The organism is Alteromonas sp. a30 (assembly GCF_026788005.1).
Taxonomy (GTDB): Bacteria; Pseudomonadota; Gammaproteobacteria; order Enterobacterales; family Alteromonadaceae; genus Paraneptunicella.
In genome coordinates this window covers 119,004-139,984 of sequence record NZ_JABEPE010000002.1, presented here as the reverse complement: position 1 = coordinate 139,984, position 20,981 = coordinate 119,004, and the positions used below count along the sequence as shown (strand labels likewise).

General features: G+C 42.4%; 21 protein-coding genes and 1 pseudogene. 11 read left to right on the top strand and 11 right to left on the bottom strand.

Translation table 11 applies throughout. The annotated features are described in order from the left end of the window. Positions 1 to 29: 29 nt before the first annotated feature. Positions 30 to 1,370 carry a UDP-glucose dehydrogenase family protein gene (locus HJG39_RS02765; RefSeq protein WP_268406548.1) on the top strand — a complete coding sequence of 447 codons (1,341 nt, stop codon included), beginning with the start codon at positions 30 to 32 and terminating at the stop codon, positions 1,368 to 1,370. After that, complete coding sequence (gene galU / locus HJG39_RS02760; protein WP_268406545.1) at positions 1,371 to 2,261, top strand: UTP--glucose-1-phosphate uridylyltransferase GalU; 891 nt, start codon at positions 1,371 to 1,373, stop codon at positions 2,259 to 2,261. An 84-nt stretch (positions 2,262 to 2,345) separates the two neighbouring features. Here galU and HJG39_RS02755 read toward each other — a convergent pair whose 3' ends face one another. The 6 genes from HJG39_RS02755 to queF all read right to left on the bottom strand — a co-directional run bounded on the left by HJG39_RS02755 (position 2,346) and on the right by queF (position 8,904). Then, entirely contained in the window at positions 2,346 to 2,657 is a 312-nt protein-coding gene (locus tag HJG39_RS02755) for a ComEA family DNA-binding protein (protein WP_268406543.1), read from the bottom strand. 280 nt (positions 2,658 to 2,937) lie between these two features. Beyond that, positions 2,938 to 3,945 carry an isocitrate dehydrogenase gene (locus tag HJG39_RS02750; protein ID WP_268406540.1) on the bottom strand — a complete coding sequence of 336 codons (1,008 nt, stop codon included), beginning with the start codon at positions 3,943 to 3,945 and terminating at the stop codon, positions 2,938 to 2,940. A 218-nt stretch (positions 3,946 to 4,163) separates the two neighbouring features. Then, the gene (locus HJG39_RS02745; RefSeq protein WP_268406538.1) at positions 4,164 to 5,981 is read right to left on the bottom strand and encodes a hypothetical protein; all 1,818 of its coding nucleotides are present in this window, start codon (positions 5,979 to 5,981) and stop codon (positions 4,164 to 4,166) included. 12 nt (positions 5,982 to 5,993) lie between these two features. Then, positions 5,994 to 6,365 (bottom strand): DUF3192 domain-containing protein, encoded by a 372-nt coding sequence (locus tag HJG39_RS02740; RefSeq protein ID WP_268406535.1) that lies wholly within the window; start codon positions 6,363 to 6,365, stop codon positions 5,994 to 5,996. 127 nt (positions 6,366 to 6,492) lie between these two features. Beyond that, positions 6,493 to 7,848 (bottom strand): nucleotide 5'-monophosphate nucleosidase PpnN, encoded by a 1,356-nt coding sequence (ppnN, locus tag HJG39_RS02735; RefSeq protein ID WP_268406534.1) that lies wholly within the window; start codon positions 7,846 to 7,848, stop codon positions 6,493 to 6,495. A 207-nt stretch (positions 7,849 to 8,055) separates the two neighbouring features. Further along, positions 8,056 to 8,904: an NADPH-dependent 7-cyano-7-deazaguanine reductase QueF gene (gene queF / locus HJG39_RS02730; protein WP_268406532.1), complete on the bottom strand. Its 849-nt coding sequence runs from the start codon at positions 8,902 to 8,904 to the stop codon at positions 8,056 to 8,058. An 84-nt stretch (positions 8,905 to 8,988) separates the two neighbouring features. Between queF and syd the strand changes: the two genes are divergently transcribed. Then, on the top strand, positions 8,989 to 9,537 hold the full coding sequence (syd, locus tag HJG39_RS02725; RefSeq protein WP_268406531.1) for a SecY-interacting protein: 549 nt from the start codon (positions 8,989 to 8,991) through the stop codon (positions 9,535 to 9,537). 22 nt (positions 9,538 to 9,559) lie between these two features. Here the strand turns inward: syd and HJG39_RS02720 are convergent, their stop codons facing one another. Next, positions 9,560 to 9,865, bottom strand: a complete 306-nt coding sequence (locus HJG39_RS02720; RefSeq protein WP_268406530.1) for a hypothetical protein — start codon at positions 9,863 to 9,865, stop codon at positions 9,560 to 9,562. 176 nt (positions 9,866 to 10,041) lie between these two features. Between HJG39_RS02720 and HJG39_RS02715 the strand changes: the two genes are divergently transcribed. After that, entirely contained in the window at positions 10,042 to 10,410 is a 369-nt protein-coding gene (locus HJG39_RS02715) for a DUF3192 domain-containing protein (protein WP_268406527.1), read from the top strand. Positions 10,411 to 10,774: 364 nt separating this feature from the next. Then, positions 10,775 to 11,422, top strand: coding sequence for a GNAT family N-acetyltransferase (locus HJG39_RS02710; protein ID WP_268406524.1), 648 nt, complete (start codon positions 10,775 to 10,777; stop codon positions 11,420 to 11,422). 6 nt (positions 11,423 to 11,428) lie between these two features. On the opposite strand, the gene HJG39_RS02705 is transcribed toward HJG39_RS02710, so the two are convergent. Beyond that, complete coding sequence (locus HJG39_RS02705; RefSeq protein ID WP_268406522.1) at positions 11,429 to 11,740, bottom strand: DUF3301 domain-containing protein; 312 nt, start codon at positions 11,738 to 11,740, stop codon at positions 11,429 to 11,431. A 149-nt stretch (positions 11,741 to 11,889) separates the two neighbouring features. On the opposite strand from HJG39_RS02705, the gene HJG39_RS02700 reads away from it, so the two are divergent. The 3 genes from HJG39_RS02700 to HJG39_RS02690 are packed head-to-tail and all read left to right on the top strand — an operon-like array spanning position 11,890 to position 13,436. After that, the gene (locus HJG39_RS02700; RefSeq protein WP_268406519.1) at positions 11,890 to 12,249 is read left to right on the top strand and encodes a YqcC family protein; all 360 of its coding nucleotides are present in this window, start codon (positions 11,890 to 11,892) and stop codon (positions 12,247 to 12,249) included. Then, positions 12,246 to 12,992 (top strand): tRNA pseudouridine(65) synthase TruC, encoded by a 747-nt coding sequence (truC, locus tag HJG39_RS02695; RefSeq protein ID WP_268406517.1) that lies wholly within the window; start codon positions 12,246 to 12,248, stop codon positions 12,990 to 12,992. Before HJG39_RS02700 ends, truC begins: the two co-directional genes overlap by 4 nt. A 3-nt stretch (positions 12,993 to 12,995) precedes the next feature. After that, positions 12,996 to 13,436, top strand: coding sequence for a flavodoxin domain-containing protein (locus HJG39_RS02690; protein ID WP_268406515.1), 441 nt, complete (start codon positions 12,996 to 12,998; stop codon positions 13,434 to 13,436). 130 nt (positions 13,437 to 13,566) lie between these two features. On the opposite strand, the gene dapD is transcribed toward HJG39_RS02690, so the two are convergent. The 3 genes and pseudogenes from dapD to map all read right to left on the bottom strand — a co-directional run. Beyond that, positions 13,567 to 14,391 (bottom strand): 2,3,4,5-tetrahydropyridine-2,6-dicarboxylate N-succinyltransferase, encoded by an 825-nt coding sequence (gene dapD, locus HJG39_RS02685; RefSeq protein WP_268406513.1) that lies wholly within the window; start codon positions 14,389 to 14,391, stop codon positions 13,567 to 13,569. A gap of 45 nt (positions 14,392 to 14,436) precedes the next feature. Further along, on the bottom strand, positions 14,437 to 17,082 hold the full coding sequence (glnD, locus tag HJG39_RS02680; protein WP_268406510.1) for a [protein-PII] uridylyltransferase: 2,646 nt from the start codon (positions 17,080 to 17,082) through the stop codon (positions 14,437 to 14,439). A gap of 52 nt (positions 17,083 to 17,134) precedes the next feature. After that, positions 17,135 to 17,929, bottom strand: a pseudogene (map, locus tag HJG39_RS02675) (type I methionyl aminopeptidase); the annotation flags it as partial. Between the two features lie 287 nt (positions 17,930 to 18,216). Here map and rpsB point away from each other — a divergent pair. From rpsB to pyrH, 3 genes are all read left to right on the top strand, one after another. Continuing rightward, positions 18,217 to 18,945, top strand: coding sequence for a 30S ribosomal protein S2 (gene rpsB / locus HJG39_RS02670; protein ID WP_268406505.1), 729 nt, complete (start codon positions 18,217 to 18,219; stop codon positions 18,943 to 18,945). Between the two features lie 152 nt (positions 18,946 to 19,097). Next, positions 19,098 to 19,970 carry a translation elongation factor Ts gene (gene tsf, locus HJG39_RS02665; RefSeq protein WP_268406502.1) on the top strand — a complete coding sequence of 291 codons (873 nt, stop codon included), beginning with the start codon at positions 19,098 to 19,100 and terminating at the stop codon, positions 19,968 to 19,970. A gap of 255 nt (positions 19,971 to 20,225) precedes the next feature. Beyond that, positions 20,226 to 20,972, top strand: coding sequence for a UMP kinase (gene pyrH / locus HJG39_RS02660; protein WP_268406500.1), 747 nt, complete (start codon positions 20,226 to 20,228; stop codon positions 20,970 to 20,972). The last annotated feature ends 9 nt before the right edge of the window (positions 20,973 to 20,981 follow it).

The following is a 20,981-nucleotide window of genomic DNA, read 5'->3' as shown; positions in this document are numbered from 1 at the left end:
CAAAGAAAATGATTCGTAGGGTGGGTTAAGTGAAAGTAACAGTATTTGGAATTGGCTATGTTGGCTTGGTTCAAGCAGCAGTGCTTGCGGATTTGGGCAATGTAGTGACATGTGTTGATGTTGATGAAGCGAAAATTGCGCTCTTGAAACAGGGTAATATTCCCATCCATGAGCCTGGATTAGCAAGCTTAGTTCATTCTAATTACCAATCGGGTAGGCTGATTTTTACCACTGAGCCTGAACCCGCTGTGGCCGAGGCTGAAATTATCTTTATCGCTGTTGGTACGCCGATGGACGAAGATGGTTCAGCAGACTTAAAGTACGTGCTGAACGTATCGCAAACCATTGCTACTTACCTAAGTGAATATACGGTAGTTGTCACTAAATCAACGGTACCCGTAGGCACGGGGGATTTAGTGGAAGCGGAAATGAATCGTGTGTTAGCACAGCGTGATGTCAGTATTGCTTTCGATGTCGTGTCGAATCCCGAATTCTTAAAAGAAGGTGCTGCGGTAGCGGATTGCTCGAAGCCGGATCGCATTATTTTAGGCACAGATAGCGATAAAGCGTTGGCTGCGATGAATGTGCTTTACGCGCCTTTCAACCGTAATCACCAACGCACTATCGTGATGGATCGCCGCAGCGCTGAGTTAACCAAATATGCTGCAAATTGTATGTTGGCAACCAAAATCAGCTTTATGAACGAAATGTCAAATATTGCTGAGCAGGTGGGAGCAGATATTGAAATGGTACGCCAAGGAATGGGGTCAGATCCTCGAATTGGCTACCACTTTATTTATCCCGGTTGTGGTTATGGCGGCTCATGTTTCCCGAAAGATGTGAGTGCGCTGATAAAAACCTCTTCTGAACATCATTACGAAGCGAATATCTTAAAGTCGGTTGAAAAAGTTAATCAGGTTCAAAAAACCAAACTCGAACAGATGATCCGTCTACGTTATGACTCTCTCGAAAACAAGCATTTTGCTCTTTGGGGCGTAGCGTTTAAGCCGAATACTGATGATATTCGCGAAGCGCCGAGTTTAGTATTAATTGATTCATTATTAAAAGCCGGTGCAAGCGTGACGATTTATGATCCGGTTGCGAGCGCTGCGGTTCAACGTTACTTCAATAACCATGCGAATTTGCAAGTTGCTGATGATGTATTTGGCGGCCTTAATGGTGCGGATGGTCTTGTTATTTGCACTGAATGGAAAGCATTTAAGGCCCCCGATTTTGAACAAATTAAGAAACGACTTGCGAAGCCCGTTATTTTTGATGGCAGAAACCTGTATGAGCCCACGTATGTTGAATCGTTGGGCATAGCGTACTTTGCTATTGGGCGTGGACGTTCAGTAAAGGAGAAGAATTAAATGTCGAAGGTGACGAAAGCAGTTATTCCCGTTGCCGGGCTCGGAACTCGTATGCTGCCAGCGACTAAAGCCATTCCAAAGGAAATGCTGCCTATTGTTGATAAACCATTAATTCAATACGTGGTTAATGAATGTGTTCAAGCTGGAATTAAAGACATTGTATTAGTTACTCATGCGAGTAAAAACAGCATTGAAAACCATTTCGATACTAGCTTTGAGCTTGAAGCCGTGCTGGAAAAGCGAGTGAAGCGCCAACTTTTAGACGAGGTCAAAGGTATTTGTCCTTCTGACGTGACTATTATGCACGTGCGCCAAGGCGTAGCGAAAGGGCTTGGCCACGCGATCAAGTGTGCTCATCCACTCGTGGGAGACAGTCCATTTGCAGTTGTGTTGCCGGATGTCATTATCGATGATGCTTGTTGTGATCAGAGCAAAGATAATTTAACCAAAATGCTAGAACGTTATGATGTGACCGGAAATAGCCAAATCATGGTTGAGCAAGTGGCAAAAGATGAAGTGAGTAAATTCGGTATTGTGGATTTATCTGGCGCTGATATTAAGGCGGGTGAGTTTGGCGCGATTTCTCAAATGGTGGAAAAACCTTCTATTGATACTGCTCCTTCTGACTTAGCTATTGTTGGTCGTTACGTATTATCCCCAGCAATTTGGGAGTGGTTAGAGAAAACTCCTCCGGGCGCGGGTGATGAAATTCAGTTAACCGATGCTATTGCTTCATTGATGGACACTCAAGCCGTTGAGGCCTATGCAATGGTAGGTAAAAGTCATGATTGTGGTAGCAAATTAGGGTACATGAAAGCCAATGTTGAATATGCATTGCGTCACCCTGAAATCAAACAAGATTTTAAGGCTTTTCTAGACAGCCTTAGCTAAGCTTGTTCCAGATTAGGAATGCTAGCGGGAGAGGGAAACCGCTAGCATTTACCGTTTCTTGTCACAAAGAAGTTGAAAGCGGGATTACACTTCTATTTTGTCTCTGAATTTAGAAAGCAACTTGTTTCCCACTCCCTTCACCTTAGTAACAGAATCCACACTGGTAAAGTTACCGAATGCTTCTCTGTATTCAACAATGGCTTTGGCTTTTTTAGGGCCGATGCCTGGCAAGCTTTTCAATTGCGCTTCAGTTGCAGTGTTAAGGTTAATAAGATTACTTTGCTCAGCGCCAACACTTGCTACTGATTGTGTGTTGCTATCTGCTGCGAAAGCAGGATTTAGCACGCCAAGCTGAAGTAAAATAAAGGTAATAATCGCTGAAAAATGTTTTTTCATGATTGTCTCCATTTCCATTATTTGATTTAAAGTTAAGTTCCATTTTCTTGAAGCTTTCGCTTCGACTGTTATCTAACCAGTTTCTTATTTTCCCTGCAATTATGGGAAGACATGCTTAATAATGGGGAACAATACTGTGTGAGAAATAACGCTGATAAGGCGAATATAAAGTTGGAGAAAGGGTGATGAAAGCGAAATACAAAAAAGGCGAAACACCGAAATGATTCGCCTTTTGCATAGTGCTAGCAGTGCCGTATTTTGTTGTTACTGCTTTCTTGATTTATAGACGGTCAAGAACTGCTTGAGTGAAATCAGTTGTACCGTGCGTACCACCTAAGTCACGTGTTGTACGGTCGCCCGTTTCAATTACGTCACGCAACGCTGCAATAATTCGTTGTGCTTTGTCACCCATGTTTAAGTATTCCAACATTTGAACGGATGCAAGAATAACGGATGAAGGGTTTGCTAAGTTTTTGCCTGCAATATCAGGTGCTGAGCCGTGAACCGCCTCAAAAATTGAGCAATCTTTACCGATGTTAGCTCCTGGTGCCATGCCCAAGCCGCCAATTAGACCCGCACATAAGTCGGAAATGATGTCGCCAAACAAGTTGGTTGTCACGATAACGTCGAATTGATGAGGGTTCATTACCAATTGCATACAGGTGTTATCAACAATCATTTCTGCGGATTCAATATCAGGATATTGCTCACCAATTTCACGAGCAACTTTTAAGAACAAACCTGAAGTTGATTTCAAAATATTAGCTTTATGAACTGCTGTTACTTTTTTACGCCCTTCGCGTTTTGCTAATTCGTAAGCAAAACGAACAATGCGCTCTGCGCCTTCGCGCGTAATTCGACTCATTGCTTCGGCGGTACTGCCATCCTCTGAAACCACCTGTCCTAGACCAGAGTACATACCTTCAGTATTTTCACGAACAGTTAGGATGTTGATGTCTTCATAACGTGCTTTGGTGCCTTTGAAGGAAATAACTGGGCGCACATTAGCGTAAAGCTGGAATTGCTTACGTAAGCTAACGTTAATAGACGTAAAACCTTCACCAACAGGTGTTGTGAGTGGGCCTTTTAATGTAATTTTGTTTTTAGCGATGAGATCGAGCGTAGCTTGAGGCAATAATTCACCATGGTTTTCCAAAGCGACCAAACCCGCATCGGCGAAATCATACTCAAAATTGCAACCAACTTTGTCGAGCACTTGAAGGGCAGAATCTACGATATCCGGCCCAATGCCATCGCCTTTAATTACGGTAATACGTTGTGTCATCAAAATTTCCTTAGAATTGAATGGCGGCTATTCTTCAAATCTAGCCGATTACGGATGTTTTTGCGGGGCGCTTTATACCACTTCTGACCCATTTTTTCTATATATCGTAGCTCAAACTTTGTTCTTAAACCATTTAGTCTCTTTTTGCTGAGCATTTCAAAATAGAATGTATTATGGGTGGGTAAAAAATGATACCTTTGGGTATTTTAAATTTACTTATGTTAACGTTTTTTGGATGTTAACGGGGAGTAGCTATGTGCTTTTGCAAGCGCTTTTTCTATGGTTTCCTGATAATCAAGCGCCTTGCCTAAGAAGCGCGGTGCAAGTTTGAGCCAGTCTTTGTCAGGCTCTGTAAATGTATAATCCGCTGCCCAATATGTTGCTTTCGCAAGTATTAGTCCAAGCCCCAAAATGTATGCGATCGTATCGTGTTGTTTGGGTGAGTTAAGGTTAAGATTGCCTGATTCTAATGTGCGTAGGGCGAGTAGCAGTTGTTTGGGTTGATCCCAACACTGACAGAGTTTTTGTGCATGTTGGGATAATAGATGTGCATTTTCTGTTTCTATTACGTGAGACAAAGAAGGACCACCCTGCTGATTTACCGTCACCGAAAGTTTGCTTTTTAAGCTTGGGCTGGTGAAAAAACCAGCACTGGCAAACCCTGCCCAACACGCCATCAATTCCGGTGTTAATGGCTTTTTACTCTCTGATATTGTCGCAACTAAGTGTTTGAAGAGATGGCAAAATTGCAATAGCTGTTCTTGTGCAGGAAAGTAATGCTGATTGAGCCTTAGCGTTAAAGCATGATCCATAAGAATCGAGTTGGCTCGTTCGAATCCATGCATTAATAAACCATGTTTCACGTCAGTGATAACGATATTTTCCCGGGACGAAAGTGTCGCAGTTGTTTTGATATGCATGGCAAAAACCGGTTCAGCGAGGATGAGGTTGGTTAGTGTATTGGTGTCTAAATCATCACTGTATAAATGGGCTTGAATTGATAACAAAGTTGGGGGCGGCGTGTCCAACTTAAATAGCTTAGGACGCAGTTGCGGCCGTTCTATCTCGGTATTGCTGCTGTCGTCTGAGTCTATCTGATTTTGATACCCACAATGTTGCAAACTGCTTTCATCCCACCAAGTATCAAAGCTGCTTAGGGTTTTGATAGGTTGTTGGCTGAGCACCTGTTTAATATCAGACGTTGAGTGACTTTCAACCTCATTCGCACAGTCTCTGGTTTCGGCCGAAAAGGCTTTTCCAAAAAGGTGATTTTTGAACGTTGTAAGCACTAATAGATAACGACCATCTTTCAGTGACACCAAACTCCCCGGTGGAACTAATGTTGGGTACTGTAATAAGCCATCAAGAAGTGAATAATCTGCGCTTGATAATTTTCTGGCGATAAGTCGCAGTATTTGCGGGAAAGCTAACGCTTTTTCGGACTTAGTTCGTGTGAGCCTTTGACCAATATAGGTGCCTAAACACAATATTGATAACTCATGAGATTGCTTGTTAATTCGACTTAATATCAGTTCAGGGTGTGCATGGTAACGCAGTTCAGCATGGCGAACTCCTGAAAACCAAATCTCTAAATGTAATTGATTGAGAATACGTAATAGTGGCAAATTATGTTGAGTAATGTGTTTGCGATCGATATTAATACTTGGATCTTTAGCACGTCTGTCTAGAGACTCAATAACCCCGCCAAATTGTGATATCACGCAACAAAGTAAATGTTGTATTGCGGTGTCGTTCCACTGATTGCGGCTGGCAATAACGTAAGTCGCCAGCACCTGATTAAACACCAAGTTAACGCTGTAAGAATATTGCACTTTATAAAATTGAAGCTGGGCTAATAAAGCTTCAGGGAAGTGTTTGCTAACATCAATGAATTCTTCGGAGAATGCCAGCGTTTCTTGAATGAGTGATTGGGAGATACTTTGTCGCTGATACTTATCAATTAATCGTGTAAGCGATTGATAAAGAGAGGCTAAATGTATTGAAAAAGGCTGTGTAATATCGTTTGCTTCGGCACTCAAAGTAGTAACTTTTTAGCTGTCTTTAAATTGATTATAGGCATTTTCACCGAAAGCGATAAGTACATCATTTTTGAACAGCAACGGCGTACATTCATCTTGTGTGGTTATGCCGTCGGGGGTTTTACGTTGAGTACGGTAAAACATGACCTGCACTTTCTCGTTCTCCACCAATTTGGCCTCACTAATATCAGGGGAGCCAAGTAAGTTGATAATATCCTTATGTGTTACACCTAACTTGAGTTTACCAATTTGGATGCTGTTGTATTGCTCACGGTCCTCCCAATTCATATTGTCAGGTTCATCGGGGTAATACAGTACAACAACCGCTGCGAAAGTGATGTAAACGGCAAATCCAATTGAAACCCTTTTAACAATTTTATTCATGAAATTGATATGTAAGCAAAAACAAAACTGAGGTGATTGTAATCTGCTACGGTGATTTTTTCACGAACTAATCTTTATCGAATGGTGAAGATCAGTTCGTGAGGTTTTTTTACATAAGTTTGAATGCTTAAATAACGACCTGATAGCAAGGTTCGTATTTGGTCCCTGGCAGTTTCATCCGGCCTTGTTCAACAAAAGATTGAAGTAGCTCATCCATCAATTTCATTAAGTTATGATCGCCATTGATGGTAAATGGGCCATTCTTACGAATTTCTTCCAAGCCTTCCGCTTTTACGTTACCCGCTACAATACCTGAGAAAGCGCGACGCAGTGCGGCGGCTAACTCGGCCTTAGGCTGATCTAAATTCAAGTTTAAGTTTGCCATATTCTCGTGAGTCGGAGCGAATGGACGCTGGAATTCCGATTCGATTTTCAATGACCAGTTGAAGTGATAAGAATCGCCAGTTTCTTTACGGTATTCTCTGACTTCAGTTTGCTGTGCTTTGATACGTTGCGCCGCTTTCACGGGATCGTCCACGATGATTTCGTAAAGTTTTTGTGCTTCGGGGCCTAATGTTGCTGCAACAAATTGGTCAATCGATTTAAAGTAAGCTTCGCATTCTTTAGGACCCGTTAAGATTATGGGTAATTTTTGTTTTTGGTTTTGTTCATGCAACATGATGCCGAGCAAATACAACAATTCTTCTGCGGTGCCAACGCCACCGGGGAATACGACAATTGCATGGGCTGAGCGCACAAAAGCTTCCAAGCGTTTTTCAATGTCGGGCATGATAACCAATTGATCGACGATAGGATTGGGTGGCTCGGCAGCAATAATGCTGGGTTCAGTAATGCCCAGATAGCGTCCTTGTGCATATCGTTGTTTGGCGTGACCAATGGTGGCACCTTTCATTGGGCCTTTCATGGCTCCCGGGCCGCATCCGGTACAAATATTCATTTCCCGTAAACCTAACTGATAACCCACCTTCTTGGTGTAACGGTATTCTGTTTCGTTGATGGAGTGACCACCCCAGCAAACCACAAGATTAGGGTCCTGTTCGCTGTTAATCACTTCTGCATTACGCAACATATCGAAGACCATGTGAGTAATATGAATGGAATCTCTTAGGTCGAGTTCGTGAGTTTCATATTTAGCTCCCATGTGCAACAAATCGCGCAATACAGAGAACAAATGTTCGTGTACGCCACGCATCAATTTACCGTCAACAAAGGGCATTGATGGTGGGTTAATTAATTCTATTTTTACACCGCGCTCACGGCGTACCAAATTAACGTCAAAATCTTCATAGGAAGCCATCATCGCTTCCAAGTCGTCTTTTTCTGCACCACTATTTAATACAGCAAGACAGCACTTTCTGAAGATTTGGTACAACTCCTTGCTCTTAGATTGGCTTAAACGATCAACTTCAAGTTGAGAAAGTTGGCTCATTACTCCAATTGCATTTAATTGTGTTGTGGTCATTGGATATTTATTCCTCTTTTGAGGTGTTGCTGCCTCGTGAACGAACTAATTGATTCATGCTGTAAATCTCAGGCTTTGCAACGACGATTATTTTACGAGTTACTGAATTAGACCTTGTTTAAGACAAAATCGTACTGTACTCAGTCGCACTTTTTATTGTCGGATTGTTAACGTTACCGCAATTTATTGTGAAAAAGAATAACCCAATTATTGACGAACCAGTCTCAAGTTTGGGAAATGTGTTTCAAAATTGCTTCGGATTGGATTGATGTCTAATCCGCCGCGTCGTGTGTAACGAGCATAAACAGTGAGCTTCTCAGGGTGACAACGGGATTGAATGTCTGAAAAAATTCGCTCTACGCACTGCTCATGAAACTCGTTGTGTTGGCGAAAACTAATTAAATACTTAAGTAAGTTTGCTTGGTCGATTCGCGCACCTTGGTATCGAATCATGATACTTGCCCAATCAGGTTGTGATGTGATCAAACAATTAGATTTTAGTAAGTGGCTCACCAGCGTTTCGCTGACGTGCTCACTAACCGAAGTACGGAGTAACTCGGGTGCGGGCTGATATTGTGAGATTTCGACATCAATATCGTCAATGCACTCTCCTGAAAACTCAGTGATTTGATGAGTTTGGGCAATGCGATGAACAGGCTCAAGAAACACCTCCACACTTTCTCCGGCACATTCCGATAAATCTTTTTTTAGCGTTTTTAGGACGGATTGCTGATGGTCAAAATGCGTTTGATTGAAGCTATTTAAATAGAGTTTAAAAGACTTCGATTCGATTAAATTAGGAGAGGTTGACGGCACGACACATTGAAGAATTGCCACATTGGGTTTGCCTTTTGTGTTCAACCATGAAAATTCATAACCGTTCCAAATATCGACACCGTGGAAGGGAAGCGGGCTTTTCAAACTAATGGCATTTCTGCCCATGGCTCGGGGAACTGCTTGCAGCAACGTTGGGGTATAGTTTTCCTGATAGGTAACTGATTTACCCAAGGTTAAATCGGCGAGTTCATTGGCTTCTGAAATTGTTGAATTTGTCATCTTTTTGATAAACCAAAATACGTTATTTTGTGGTAGTTTGTGCGGGTAACATTACCCTTTACTCATGGTTAAATAGGATATTTTATGCAGTCCAGGACTCAAATTGCGCTAGCAAATTTCATCGGGAAATACATCGCAAGATATGAAGAGGAGGGTGTACCTCTAAAAGTTGATTGTGATGATAGTTGGTTATCTCCTTGTTGTACAACGACGATGGTTGATGGTGTATGTGTTTGGCAGCCTGTCAGGCATGATGTTTCTGTTGATTTTAGTCAAGTTGAGAAAGGCATGGATATGCGAATTCACCAAGACTTTCAAGATTATTTTTGTACATATTGGGCCGACCATCTCAACGCGAGAGCGAGTCAAGGTGATTTACAATTACTCATGGTTTGGAATGAAGATGATTTTATCCGGTTACAAGAAAACTTAATTGCGCACTTATTAATGAAGCGCCGTTTAGGGCAGCGCGATACTTTGTTTTTTGCACAAACAGAAGATGATAATTATATTCTTTCTGTTCTGAATGAGACTGGTGAGGTGATTTTGGAGCCTGTTGGACAAGAACCTAAAAAAGTCATTGCTAGTGATCTCGCAACGTTTTTAAGAGGGTTAGAGCCAGTTGTTTTATAACGTTTTATAGTGCTTTCATATTCTATCCTTGCGGATGTAAAAGCTTGTTGAGTTTTGCTTCCAATAGAGCGACTTTCGTTTCTAGGTATTCGACCCTTGCTTCTAGCGTTGCTGGGGAAGGGCCTTGTGCAGAAAGCGCTTCATTACCTGCTTCTTCACTAACTTCCACTCCTTTTAATGTTGGATTGGCTTTCCAATATTGAACTGCGGCAATAATTTGCGGTAGAGGGTAATTCGCAGGGGCCTTACCTTTGAGTAATCCAACACTGGGCTTTTTGCCTTGCTTGGCGAGTTGGGCGCAAATAAAGAGTAATTTTTCGTCAATCATAATAAGCATCATTTCGTTAAAAAAACGACATTTTAGTAAGAATTACTAACTAAAGGGTAATCTATCGTTTATTTTAATTAAAATTATATAATAATATCAATAAGTTATGATTTGGCATTGTTATTGATAGAGTGGCAACACTAGCACAACTTAATATTGATATGGGAATTAGAATAATGAAATTTAACAAGCTAGCTATTGTTGCGGTATTACCTTTGGCATTGTCACTTGGTGGCTGTGTGGTAAAAATCGATGGAAATGGTGATATTCGCAGTGGATACAGCGATTGGGAAGATCGTGAAGAAAGCAATAGAAAAGCAATTTCAAACCTAAAACTTGATTTAAGTGCCGATCAAGTTAAAAGCATTCTTGGAACCCCTGATTTTACAGAATTCCACAAAGCCGACGGTGAGTACATGGTGTTATTTTATCGTACACAACGCGTTAAAGGCGATGGTATGACAACTAAGGATGAATGCACACCACTTGTCTTCAAAGAAAATAAGCTCATTGGTTGGGGCGACGCTACCTATCGAAAAATTTAAGGATTCGTTCTTCCTATTATTAAGGCGTGTTGATCTTTCGTGTATAATTTTGCAGCGGCCTGTATATATTTAGAACAAAATTCATACACGAAAGATCAACACGCCCTAGCCACGAGAGTTTAAAACCTCGTGGCTTTTTTGCGTTTGAACGTTATTTAGTGGATTTAACACATTATATTTTGTCTCTAATCAACAAAATGCTAAAGGGACTTACCAAAAAAAAGAAAACTGCTATGCTAACTTTCAAGATTAATGTGTTTAAACACATTTTTAAGTCAGTTAAAGCAAACAACTTTTGTTAATTGGTGATTATTAAGCTAGGTATGGGCATTAAATACTTGGCGAACAAATTGTAAGGGCGGCTATGAGCAACGACATAGATGTTGAGAAACGTAGTAAAATCAAAGCGATTTACCTTGCAGACAGCGATTTAAAAGTAGCAGGATCGTTGATCTATCAAGCTTATCGAAATGACTCTGTGTTCCAGGATATATTTCAATCGGATCAAGAAGGATATGGGGACCGTTTGCGTTCTGCAATTCGGGAAGAATTAAAAAACTTTTTGCGTGCAGAACAGCCCATGATTGGATTGTTTGATGATGAGCGTTTGGTCGCGGTCGCATGTTTGAATAGTTCAGAAGCCGCATTTGGCGGTGGGCGTTATTGGCATTGGAAGTTTAAGATGCTACTAACAGCTGGATTTGTAGGAACAAAACAGCTTTTGGAAAAAGAGCAAAAAATTCTAGAAAATGTACCGGTAGAGCACTTTCATATTTTGTCTTTCATTGCGGTCCATCCCGGCGAGAGAGGCTTAGGCTTACCAACAATGTTGTTATCTGCTGTTGAAAGCGCCATGTTGGAAGATGAAAATAGTCAAGGAATTGCGGTGTTTCGGACGCTAGACAGAAACAGAGAATTGTTTGAGTCTTCAGGTTATCGTCCACTAAAAGAAATGGAGGTCGGTAACATCAAAGGTATGTTGATGTTTAGGGATAGAGTTAAACCCAAATAGACGCGGTTAATCAATTCGGTAAGCAGGCATATCGACATCAACTGCCTGTTTACCTTTCATTATCAACTTGCCGTTATATTTATCTTCCCCATTTCCAGAGAATTCAAATTCAAAGATAGTGTGCCAATCGGGCTTGCCTCGGTGCATTCCTATACGAGTCTTAAAACGGGCAACGCTGAGAAGCTGCAATCCTCGCTCTTCGCAAAATGCCGCCAAATAACGATTAGCGGTTTCAGTGATGGCTCTGATATGCCAGAATTGTGCGATGACGACAAAGGCTGCCAGTAAAACAACCACATCCGTTAGAGTAATGTACAAGGTTAGCTCCTTAAATTAGCCGAGTAAAAGAGTGGCTAGGCCAATACTGGGATAAAATACTGCCGCCGCTATGTTATTCGCTAATAGAAATTTTACAAGAGCAGAAAATTTCATAATCCCACGCCATTATGGCTTAACTAAATTGACACATGCAGACACACGTATTAGAACAACCTTATTTACGAGTCAGTCAACTGCTCAAGCAGTTAGAATCTGAAATTCGAGGCGCAGGTCTTTGGTCTGAGGTTGCCCCAGATGAAAAAGCGCTGCAAAGTGCATTGTCATTTTGTTGCGATACTTTGCATTTCCAACAGTGGTTGCAGTTTGTCTTTTTGCCGAAAATGCACACGCTTATTAAACACAAACAGAGTTTACCTTCAAACATGTTGCTTTTGCCGATGGCAGAAGAAACGTTACCTGTTGACAATACGCATGCGTTAAAAGACGTTATTGGGCATCTCGATGCTTATTTCTCTCAGTTAAGTATGCATTCGGTTGTTGACGCATGACTTTACCTATTTTGTATCAAGATGACGCCATTGTGGCTGTCGATAAGTCACCGGGTTTACTGGTTCACCGAAGTCTAATTGATAAGCGAGAAACGCGCTTTGCCATGCAAATGGTACGTGATCAGATTGGTCAGCATGTATACCCTGTTCATCGTCTGGATAGACCAACCTCTGGGGTATTATTGTTTGCGCTATCTTCCGGTATTGCCCGTGAATTAGGCGTGCAATTTTCGGAGAATCAAGTTCAGAAACGCTATACCGCCATTGTTCGAGGCTATACCGATGAAAGCGGCTTTATTGATTACGCCTTAAAAGAAGAATTAGATAAGATTGCCGATAAATTGGCAGATAAAAACAAAGACGCACAACCCGCACAGACTGCTTATCAGCGATTGGCAACGTTTGAACTGCCTTTCGCCGTAGGGCGTTATGCATCTGCCCGATATTCGTTGTTGAGCTTATCTCCCAAAACGGGACGAAAACATCAATTGCGGCGCCATATGGCGCATATTAGTCACCCTATTATTGGTGACACGACGCATGGCGATGGTAAGCATAATAAATTTGTTAGGCAGCAATTTCACTTTCAGGGTTTAGCGTTGAATGCGACCAGCATGTCGCTGCATCACCCTGTAACCAACAAGCCTATAACGATACACACCAATGTCGATGATCGGATGGTGAAACTGTTATCGTTATGGGATTATCCGAAACAAGCAATACGGAAAATTTGGAGTATTTAATTCATGTCAAACATCAGTATTTTTGTGGGTACTGTATATGGCAACGCACAAAATGTTGCGGAGCAAGCTCAGTCAAAGTTAGAGGAAATGGGTCATACGGTGACGTTATTTGATGATCCATTAATACCGGATTTTAAAGAGGCTGAAAATATTTGTTTTATCACCTCAACTACAGGACAAGGTGACTTTCCGCCAAATATTGAATTCTTTATTGCGGATTTGCGTGACCAAATGCCGATGCTCAATGGTAAGCCGTTTAGCGTAGTGGCCTTAGGCGATAGCAGTTATGGAGATAGCTTTGCGCAAGCTGGTAGAGAGGTATATGAGTTAATGCTTGAATTGGCGGGGAGTCCGATTTCAGAGCTTAAGATCGTAGATGCGTTAGAGACATTTAACGCGGAAGAAGAGGTATTACCTTGGATAGAGACGGTTTATAAAGCCTAACCTGCTGATAAATTAAGAAAGTTGCTATTTCTGAGCTACCTACGTGCCGTCAATGCAGATTTACTGTTTTTAACGGTGCGCAGGTAGTCATTCCATTGTGCCTAGTTACTTAAACATATCTCAATAATGTTTAGTCGGCTGCTCTTAATAAGGCATTGATGCCTACTTTTGCGCGGGTTTGTGCATCTACTTTCTTTACGATAATAGCCGCATATAAGCTGTATTTTCCGTCAGCCGATGGCAAGTTGCCTGGCACCACAACTGCGCCCGCAGGAACTCGGCCATAATGGATTTCACCCGTTTCACGGTCGTAAATACGCGTACTTTGACCAATGTAAACTCCCATTGAAATCACCGCGCCTTCCTCAACAATCACGCCTTCTACGATTTCAGAGCGTGCGCCAATAAAACAGTTGTCTTCAATGATGGTTGGGTTTGCTTGAAGTGGCTCTAGCACGCCGCCAATGCCGACACCGCCAGAAAGATGCACGTTTTTACCAATTTGAGCACAAGAGCCAACGGTTGCCCATGTGTCGACCATTGTGCCTTCATCAACAAAAGCTCCGATGTTGACGTAAGAGGGCATTAACACCACGTTTTTTCCAATGTATGACCCCGTGCGCACGGTCGCTGGTGGCACAACTCGCATGCCTTCTTTTTGAAACTGTTCTTTGGTGTAATCTCTAAATTTTAAGGCTACTTTATCAAAGTAACGGTTTTCGGATGTTAGCATCATGTGGTTTTCATTGATGCGAAACGACAGTAATACCGCCTTTTTTACCCATTGATGTACCACCCACTCACCGGCGATTTTTTCTGCAACACGAATGCTGCCATCGTTAAGCTTAGCAATGGTTTCATTGATAGCCGATTTCACTTCTTCAGAGACCAAAAGTGGCGAAATGTTATCGCGGTCTTCGAAGGCATTTTCAATGATAGTTTTTACATCAGACATGGGGGTTAAATCCTGTTGTGGTTAAATCTTTGTGAGCAACTGGGGTTAATCCGATAATCGCTCTAATAATTCTTTTTTTAGTTTGACTTGTTCATTCTGGGTGAGCGCGATACCGTCTTTATTACTGACGATAAACAAGTCTTCCGCACGCTCGCCAATGGTGGTTACTTTTGCCACTCGCAATGTTAATTCTTGATCAACGAAAACATGGGCGATTTTAGCGAGTAGGCCCGGTGCGTCGAGTGCTTCTAGTTCCACCATAGTTTGTTCTGGCTGAGAGAAGAAGCGTACTTTTGTCGGCACATTTAGCTGTTTTAGCTGTCTTGGCATTCTGCGCAAGTTTTTGTGTTCAACACCGGGGCGTCTCAATTGGGTGATAACCGCGTCTTTTAACGCTTCCAAACGGGCTTTAGATTTTATCTGCTTGCCGTCTTGTTCCAAAATAATAAAGCTGTCAAAGATATAGCCATTATTTAAAGCGCAGATTTGTGCATCGTTAATTGAGCAGTTTTTGCTGTCTAGCACCGAGGCCGTTTGGGCAAATAATGCGGGTCTATCTTTGCAAAAGATAATTAGTTCGGTTCCCGCTTTTAGCGTGCCATTGGCAATGTCTACCATAGGAACTTCCCCGTTATCTTCCGATAAATCTGTATGATAAATAATAGACTGTGAATGCCAGGCAACCTGTGTTGGCTTAAAACGAATAAAATAGTCATCGGGAAATTGTGACCATAGCGCTTCGTATTTACTGGGTTCGCATTTGAAGTTTTCCAGTAATGCTCTTGCTTTCGCCTTATTTTTTTCGATCCTTTCTTGCACATCGACTTCGTTTTCCAAGCCATTTTCAAGTGCTTTGCTGGTAAGCAAGTAAAGCTCTCTTAGCAGTGAGGACTTCCAGTCATTCCATAAATTATCGTTGGTTGCACGAATATCCGCTAGGGTTAATGCGTACAAGTGTTCTAGATTGACATGGTTACGTATGGTGGTCGCGAACTCTTGGATCACTTCTGGGTCTTGAATATCGCGGCGTTGGGCCACCACAGAAAGCAGTAAGTGCTTTTCAACCAGCCACGAAATGAGCTTAGTATCTTCAGGCGGTAGGCCGTGTAGCTTGCCAAACTCTTTAACGGTTTCGGCACCAAGCTTGGAATGATCGCCGTTTCTGCCTTTGTCTATATCGTGAAAAATGCCTGCTAGGAAGATGATTTCCGGCTTGTCCATGTTTTGCATAATACGACCACAGCGCGGGAAAGTGTCGTTTTGGTCTTTATTAGCAAAATAAGCCAGTTGTTTGATTAAACGATGCGTATGTTCATCGACCGTATAGGCGTGAAATAGGTCGAATTGCATCATGCCAACAATGTGGTCCCACTGAGGCAAATATGCTTGCATGATGCCGTGTCGATGCATTAAATCCCAAGATAAACCAAAGAATCTGACTTGCTTAACAAGGCGCATGAAAATTTCTCGGCAAACAGGGAACTCACAAAAGTATTGTTTAGAGAATTTACGCCGACCATTTCTCAATAAGCGCATGGTTTTGGAATGCAATCCTTTGGCGTCAGGTAAATTGGTGAGCAACAAGAAGAAGCTCATGATGTCTTCTGGACTTGAGAAAACATCGTCATGGCGCGCATGAACCAGACCATCCCATAAATCAAAATCGTCATTAATAACTTTGGTGTTTTTAACATCAGCACTGAGGATGTCTTGTAAAAAGTGCTGTAGTAGCATGCCGTTTAATTCAGACACGCGGCGAATGATGCGGAAAAATTCCTTCATCATTTTCTCGACAGCACCTTTGTCGTTATCGGGATCAGTAGGGTCAACGTAACCCAGTTTTCGCGCAATATCGGCCTGATAATCAAACAATAAGCGGTTTTCGTTGCGACCAGTATGAAAATGCAGGGTGAAACGAATACACCACAAAATTTTCCGGCACGCCATAAGCTCATCAAGCTCTTCTTGGGTAAAATAGCCGTGTTCAACTAAGGACTTACCTTTTAAAACATGAAAGTGCTTTTTAGCCACCCAACCAATGGTTTGAATATCACGAAGACAGCCGGGATTTTCTTTGATATTCGGCTCTAGGTTATAGGACGTGCCATTGAATTTAGCGTGCCTATTTTGTTGTTCTTGATATTTCGCGAGGAAGAAGTCTTTACTCGACCAAAACTTCTTACCATGAATTTTGTTGTAGAGCGCTTCGTAGTTTTTTTCGTTACCAATGAGTAAGCGCGATTCCACCAAATTAGTTGCTATGCTGATGTCTTGCATCGCTAAGTCAAAGGTTTCGTCTATGGTCCGTACTGATTGACCAATATCTAAACCAATATCCCAAAGTAGCGTAATAAATTGTTGGACGAGGGCTTGTTGTTCACTGTTGAGACTACGTTTGCTTAAAATGAGTAAATCGATGTCGGAATGTGGTTGAAGATGACCTCTTCCATATCCTCCTACAGCGACAAGACTGATTTTATCCTGCTCATCTAATTTGAGTAAGCGCCAAATATGGCACAGGAGCACGTCAACAAAGGCGGCTCGGCCTTCTACCAAGCTGGCGATATTTTCCGTGCCGTTATACATGGTTTGCATCCATGTATAATAATCCGCGATACAGGATTTAAAGGCATCGCGGTCATCGGCGGAATTGATTTGTTTTATTTGGCTAAGTAATAAATGCGCAGTCATTAAATCACTCCGACGAGGTCACAATGCCTATTAAGGTTAGGAATAGAAACGATTAGTGGGTGATGACGCGTTCAATGTCTTCGTCACTTCTCAAGGTGAGAATTTCACAACCATTTTCAGTCACCAGTAAAGTGTGCTCCCATTGGGCGCTCAGGCTTCTATCTTTGGTGACAACTGTCCACTCATCGGGGAGTAATTTGCTATGGCGCTTGCCCGCATTGATCATCGGTTCAATGGTGAAACACATGCCTGCTTTGAGTTCTTCGCCTGTTCCATACTTGCCATAGTGCACAACTTGCGGTTCTTCATGGAAGTTTGCGCCAATCCCGTGACCGCAATATTCACGTACAATCGAATAATTATGGCTTTCAGCGTAATCTTGGATGACGGCACCAATATCACCTAAACGACAGCCAGGCTTCACCAAACGAATGGCTTTATATAAACATTCTTGAGTGACGCTAACCAAACGTTCTGCCATGATTTTGGGTTTACCAACGATAAACATTTTTGAGGTGTCACCGTGGTAGCCGTCTTTAATAACGGTGACATCGATGTTGACAATATCACCGTCTTTGAGCTTTTTGTCAGAGGGAATACCGTGACAAATAACGTGATTTACCGACGTACAAATTGATTTAGGAAAGGGAGGATTACCATAATTTAAAGGCGCAGGGATCCCTTTTTGCACATCAACAATATAGTTGTGACATAAGGTATTGAGTTCATCTGTGGTGACGCCTTTTTTAACGTGTTCACCAATCATTTCAAGTACCTCAGCTGCCAGTCGCCCTGCGACGCGCATTTTTTCGATTTCTTCCGGTGTTTTAATCGTGATAGACAATGAACTGTTCCAATATTGCTAACTTTGCTCGGCATTTTAGCCGAGCCAGCGCTAGCTGTACATCACCACAATATGGGGATTTGCTATTAAATATAAATTTGAGTTGGTGGGCTTATCATGGTATAAAGCGCCCGCGATTTCGAAGCTCGAAATAGGCAAAATAACTTAATTTAAATAACACACATACATCGACACGATTTTCGGGGTGTTCAGAGGGCGGTAACGCTCGGCGTGCTGAATCGAAAATTGGGATGTGTGGAGGCATAACCCCGTACAAGAGGAAAATTCTCATGGCAAATGTGTCAATGCGCGACATGCTACAAGCTGGTGTTCACTTCGGTCACCAAACTCGTTACTGGAACCCAAAAATGAAGCCTTTCATCTTTGGTGCTCGTAACAAAGTTCACATCATCAATCTTGAAAAAACCGTTCCACTTTTTAACGACGCAATGAGTTTCCTTTCTGGCGTAGCTGCTAAGAAAGGTAAGGTATTGTTCGTTGGTACTAAACGTGCTGCCGGTGATGCAGTTAAAGAAGCGGCGAAAAAGTGCGATCAATACTATGTGAACAAGCGTTGGTTGGGTGGCATGTTGACTAACTGGAAGACAGTACGTCAATCAATCAAACGTTTGAAAGAGCTAGAGCAACAAGCTCAAGACGGCACTTTCGAAAAGTTGACCAAAAAAGAAGCGCTAATGCTTCAAAGAGAAATGGAAAAGCTTGAAAGCAGCTTAGGCGGTATCAAAGATATGGGCGGTTTGCCTGACGTATTATTCGTTGTTGATGCTAGCCACGAGCACATTGCTATCCGTGAAGCGAAAAGCCTAGGTATCCCTGTTGTATCTGTTGTTGATACAAACAGCAACCCTGACAACATCGATTACATCATCCCTGGTAATGACGACGCAATCCGTGCGGTTCAACTTTATTTGAACGCTGCTGCTGACGCTATCAGTGCTGGTCGCGATAGCAATCTTGAAGTGCAAGCAGAAAGCGATGACTTCGTAGAAGCTGAATAAGTTTCTTCACGCATCGTCTTGAAGTCGACAAGATTTCGGGAAAGTAGACTAAGCAGGGGCGTAAAGCCCCTGTTTAACATGAATTCTGGATGACAGACACGCAGCCAAGTCCTGTCTGTTAAACACTAAAAATTATTTCTGAGGAAAGCAAAATGGCAGTGACTGCAGCCCTTGTTAAAGAACTTCGTGAGCGTACTGGTGCAGGTATGCTTGATTGTAAAAAAGCGTTGGTTGAAACTGACGGTGACATCGAGCTAGCCATTGAAAACATGCGCAAGTCTGGTCAAGCAAAAGCCGCCAAAAAAGCGGGCCGTATCGCAGCTGAAGGTGTGATCTTAACTAAGATCGACAGCGGCGTAGCAACCATGATGGAATTGAACTGTGAAACTGATTTCGTTGCGCGTGACGAAGGTTTCTTAGCGTTCGGTAACAAAGTTCTTGAGCTTGCTCACACAAACAAATCAAGCAGCATCGAGGATGTAAACGCACTTGAATTAGACGGCACAACAGTTGCTGATACTCGCGACACATTGGTTGCTAAAATTGGTGAAAACATCTCTCCTCGCCGTGTCGTTAGCGTTGAAGGTGACAACCTTGGTGCATATGTACACGGTGGTCGTATCGGCGTTATTGCTATTCTAAATGGTGGTGATGAAGAATTAGCGAAAGACGTAGCAATGCACGTTGCTGCTGCAAGCCCCCAATTCGTGAAGCCTGAAGATGTACCAGCTGATGTTGTTGAGAAAGAAAAAGAAATTCAAATCGACATTGCTGTTCAAAGTGGTAAGCCTGCTGATATTGCTGAAAAAATGGTTGCTGGTCGCATGAAGAAATTCACTGGCGAAATCAGTTTAACAGGTCAGCCTTTCGTTAAAGATCCAAGCACAAGCGTTGGTGATCTTCTTAAGTCTAAGGGTGCTGATGTCATCAACTTCGTTCGTTTCGAAGTCGGTGAAGGTATCGAGAAGAAAGAAGAAGACTTCGCAGCAGAAGTTGCAGCTCAAATGGAAGCTGCTAAAAAATAAGTTGGTTGTCCGGCTTTAGTCTTTAACTGGAGTCGGTTAAACTAGCGGAAGGCACCTAGCGGGTTTGTTCTCTTTTAAGTGAAGGATTATTCTCCGTCCTTAAAAGAGAACAAACCTTAGAGGTGCCTTTTCGTAATTACGAACCCAAGGATTGGGGAAAAGTGAAAATTACGTCCAATGGAGCATTAACCACTGAGTGGGGTTCCGTAGGCAAATCTTGAGTAAATAATTCAGGTGAAGGGGACATCCGATTCAATGACTGATTCATTTAGTACGACGAAAAAGGCAAAGTATAACCGTATTTTGTTGAAATTGAGTGGCGAAGCGCTCATGGGTAGTGAGGGGTTCGGAATCGACCCAAAAGTCTTGGACAGGATGGCCGGAGAAATTAAAGAGATACTTGCCATGGGAGTGCAAGTTGGCTTGGTTATTGGTGGTGGCAATCTTTTCCGTGGGGAAGGATTAGCAGCAGCTGGAATGAACCGAGTCGTTGGTGATCACATGGGGATGCTAGCGACTGTGATGAATGGTCTTGCGATGCGTGATGCATTACATCGAGCCAACGTTGCAGCCAGAGTGATGTCAGCAATTCCTCTAAATGGTGTTTGTGACCCTTATAACTGGGCCGATGCAATTAGCTTATTGCGCACTGGCCGAGTTGTTATCTTTTCTGCGGGCACAGGCAATCCTTTCTTCACAACCGATTCTGCAGCCTGTTTACGCGGCATAGAAATTGACGCTGATGTTGTTATGAAAGCAACGAAAGTTGATGGCGTATACAGCGAAGACCCAAATAAAAATCCTGACGCAGTCTTGTATGATGCGCTGAATTACCAACAGGTATTAGAGCGTGAATTAAAGGTAATGGACTTAGCTGCCTTTACTTTGGCGCGCGATCATAATATGCCAATCTGTGTGTTTAACATGAATAAGCCTGGCTGCTTAAAGGCAGTGATTGAAGGGCAGCCTGTCGGGACATTAATAACAAACACTGCACAATAATTAAAGGTA